At 68.3% G+C, this 3,118-nt stretch carries 1 protein-coding gene and 1 pseudogene; both read right to left on the bottom strand.

Annotation, left to right across the window (positions count from 1 at the left end):
• Nucleotides 1–614 (bottom strand): annotated as a pseudogene (locus MVF76_RS09705) (hypothetical protein); the annotation flags it as partial.
• Nucleotide 615: 1 nt separating this feature from the next.
• Complete coding sequence (locus MVF76_RS09700; RefSeq protein ID WP_297528611.1) at nucleotides 616–3,048, bottom strand: phage tail tape measure C-terminal domain-containing protein; 2,433 nt, start codon at nucleotides 3,046–3,048, stop codon at nucleotides 616–618.
• Nucleotides 3,049–3,118 lie beyond the last annotated feature (70 nt).

Raw genomic sequence — 3,118 nt, 5'->3', positions numbered from 1 at the left:
AGGTAGTCGTTGTTGCGGGTCCCCGAGCCGTCGGCCAGATAGAAGTCGTCGAACAACAGCTCCACCGGGTACGGCTGATCGGCCCAGCAGACGCCGCCGGCGACCAGGTTGCCGCCGGTGGGGATGTTCTGGCCGCTGAGGGTCAGCCAGGTCTGGCTGTTGACCCGCAGCTCCAGCAGCCCGGTACCGTTGCCTTCCACCACCTTCAGCTCGAGGTGGTTCCAGGTCTGGGCCGAGATGGCTCGCAATGACTGGCCCGTTGGAAACCCGCCCTGGCCGATGCCCAGCAGCCCGATGGCATTGACCGACACCTCATAGCGCTGGTTGTTGGCCGTACGCACGAACAGCAGCGGAAAGTGGTCCGGTGGCAGCAGATCGAGGCGAAAGGCGCAGCCGAGGATGATCCGGCTCACGCCGTAGCCGATCTCACGCACCATGGCCACGCCCTGGGTGCTGGCGGGAAAGCGCAGCGCGGACGAGGCACTCCGGCGGCCGGGCGCCCGCTCGCACTGTGGCGCGTACTGGGCCTTGGCGTAGCCGTAGTTGGGCACGCCGTCGGGCTTGAGGGCCTGGGGATCGAAGTGATCGAAGCCGTCGACAAACAACAGTGCCATGCTAACTCCCGAGGTACTGGCGCACCGTGGCGGCGTTGCGCCGGATGACATTGGTGATGACCTGCTCGCCCGCGGGCGTGGCCAGGTAGTCGCCCACCAGCGACTCGTCCACGGCGTTCACCACCCGGACGTTGACCTGGGGCTTCTCCTGGCGTCCCGCGTTCGGCACCAGGCCGCCTGTAGCGAAGGCCAGGTTGGGACCCCGCCAACGCGGCGCGAAGGCCCCGCCATTGATCGCATCCAAAAAGGCCACACCCACTTTCTTCACCGAGGCGGCATTGATCACGTACTCGCCAGCGGAAAGGCGCGCCGGGATGGAGTCGGAGGTGGATGTGCCGGGGCCGGTGACATAGCCGCCGGTCGAGAAGCCCTTGAACAGCGCGCCGACGAAACCGCCGATGCCCCCACTGACGCCTCCGAACAGCGACTGGGCCAGCTTCTGCGCGGCGATGCGATTGATCGAGGCGATGACCGAGCGAGCGAAATCCCGGAACGCCTCCTTGGCCGACTTGGCGCCTGAACCGATTTGCTCGAACATCGTGGCGAAGGCGTCCTGGACCTGGCCTTTGACCCGAACCGCCACCTCATCGACCACCAGCCGGGTCCTGGCCAGTTCGTTCTTCCAGGCCTGCACCCGGGCGACCGCCTCGGGTCCGATGGCCCGGGCCGCCTGTTCCATGAGCGGCAGCAACGTTTCCATCTCGGCGGCGGACTGCTGCTGGAGACGGACGATCTGCTCGCGCGCCTGGGCCTCGGTCAGCAGCCCCGTTTGCTGCTGGATACGGATCGCCTCCTGGGCGTTACGCATCCGCTCGGCGGTCAGGCGCCATTTCGACTCCAGGGCGTCGAGGTTGGCTTGTGCTGCCTTGACGTCGATCAGACGGTCGATCAATGAGGCGCCGGCCGTGTCGTTCTCCGCCAGCAGCCGGGCGCGCAGATCGCGGTAAGCCCGGGCGATGGCCTCGCGGCGCTGGGCGTCGGTCCCGGTGCCCGTAAGGCGAGCCAGTTCGTCGCGGGCCCGGGCAAGCGCATCCATGAGTTCCCGTTCGGCAGCTGCCGCCTTGCGGGCGTTGGCCACTTCCGACTCGGCACGACGGTTGTTCAGTGCGATCAGGTCGGCCTCAAGCTTCGCGATCTGCCCCTTTGCGTCGAGCCGCGCCTTCTCATCGCTGGCTTCTCTCAGGATGCGCCGCTGCTCGGCCAGGGCCTGCCGCTTGCGGGCAATCTCGGCGTCGATTTCCCGCTGCTCGATGGCTGTCTTTTGAGCGTAGTAGTCTCGGAGGGAGATCAGGCGATCGGCCAGCGCCCGGTCGAGCGCCCTGGAGGTCTGCGCCAGCCCTTCCTTGAGGATCCTGAGTTCCGCTTCGCTTTGGCTTTCTGCGAGCTTGAGGCGGACGGCAGTGTCCTCGCTGGATGGCGCACCCTTGGGCTGGGGTCTGGCAAAGATCCGCTGGCGTTTCTGCTCGCTGCGGATACGCGCGGCGATCGCCCGGGCGGTCTCGCCCACGTAGTCACGTCCCAGCGATTCCTTGACCGCGTCGCCCAGAGCCTTGCCGAAACCGCGCATCTCGTTCCGGCCCGCGCGCAGCGCGGCCTTGAGATGGCGCAGCGAGAAGTCGCCCTCGAACGCCGCTGCGATATCCCGGCCCAGGGCACGGGCCAGCGCGGCGATGTCGGAGAAGGCCCGTTTGAACCGGCGCACGAGGAAGGCGGCGGTGATCCCCACCACCTTGCCCACGGCGTTGAAAGACCCGATGATGCCGTTGACGAACGTTCGCACCGCACGGCCGATGGCATTTACGCCGTCGATCACCGTCTCGCGCAGGCTCGCCCAGGTCTTGTCGTTGATGCCCACCAGGGAGATCAAGGCATCGACGAAGGCCCCGATCTTCTCGGTGACGAGTTCCCAGGCGGCCGAGACGATCTGCCCGATGGTGGCGGTCTTGCCGCCGAATGCCACCACCTTGTCCCGGGCCGAGAAGGCGGCGGTGGCCAGCAGTCCCAGGCCAGTGACAATCAGCCCGATGGGACCGCCGAGCAGCGCCAGCGCGCCGCGCAAGAGCCCGCCGGCACGGGCCAGCAAGGTGGTGCCCTGCGCCGCCGCGGTGATGGCGCGCCGCGCCTTGACTGCTTCCTGTGCCGCTCGGGCCAAGTCCGCACGCAAGGCCGTGGTCGCCTTGCCCTGGGCTGCGGCCTGCGCCAGTGCCGCCCGGGCCGCTCGCAGCCGGGCGGCCGCCTCCGCCTCGATCAGGCGCAGGTTGTTCAGCCGCGCGGCGGCCTCGGCACGGGAAGCAGCCACGCTTGCCGCCATGGAGGCCACCATGCGCCCGAAGGCCGCGACCAGCGTGGTGCCCGCCAGCTGGATCAGCAGGTCGATGTGGGCGGCAAGGAACTGGATCGCTCTGGCCAGACCGGCCGTGAATCCGCTCCCCACGTCCCGTTCCCCGAAGGCGCGCAGGAAGGCGTTTCGAAGCCGGGTCAACGCCCCGGAGACGGTGTCGGGC

This window comes from Thiohalobacter sp., assembly GCF_027000115.1.
In the GTDB taxonomy this organism is placed as follows: domain Bacteria; phylum Pseudomonadota; class Gammaproteobacteria; order Thiohalobacterales; family Thiohalobacteraceae; genus JALTON01.
The sequence above is the reverse complement of the archived record's forward strand: the minus strand, read 5'-3'. Positions and strand labels throughout refer to the sequence as shown.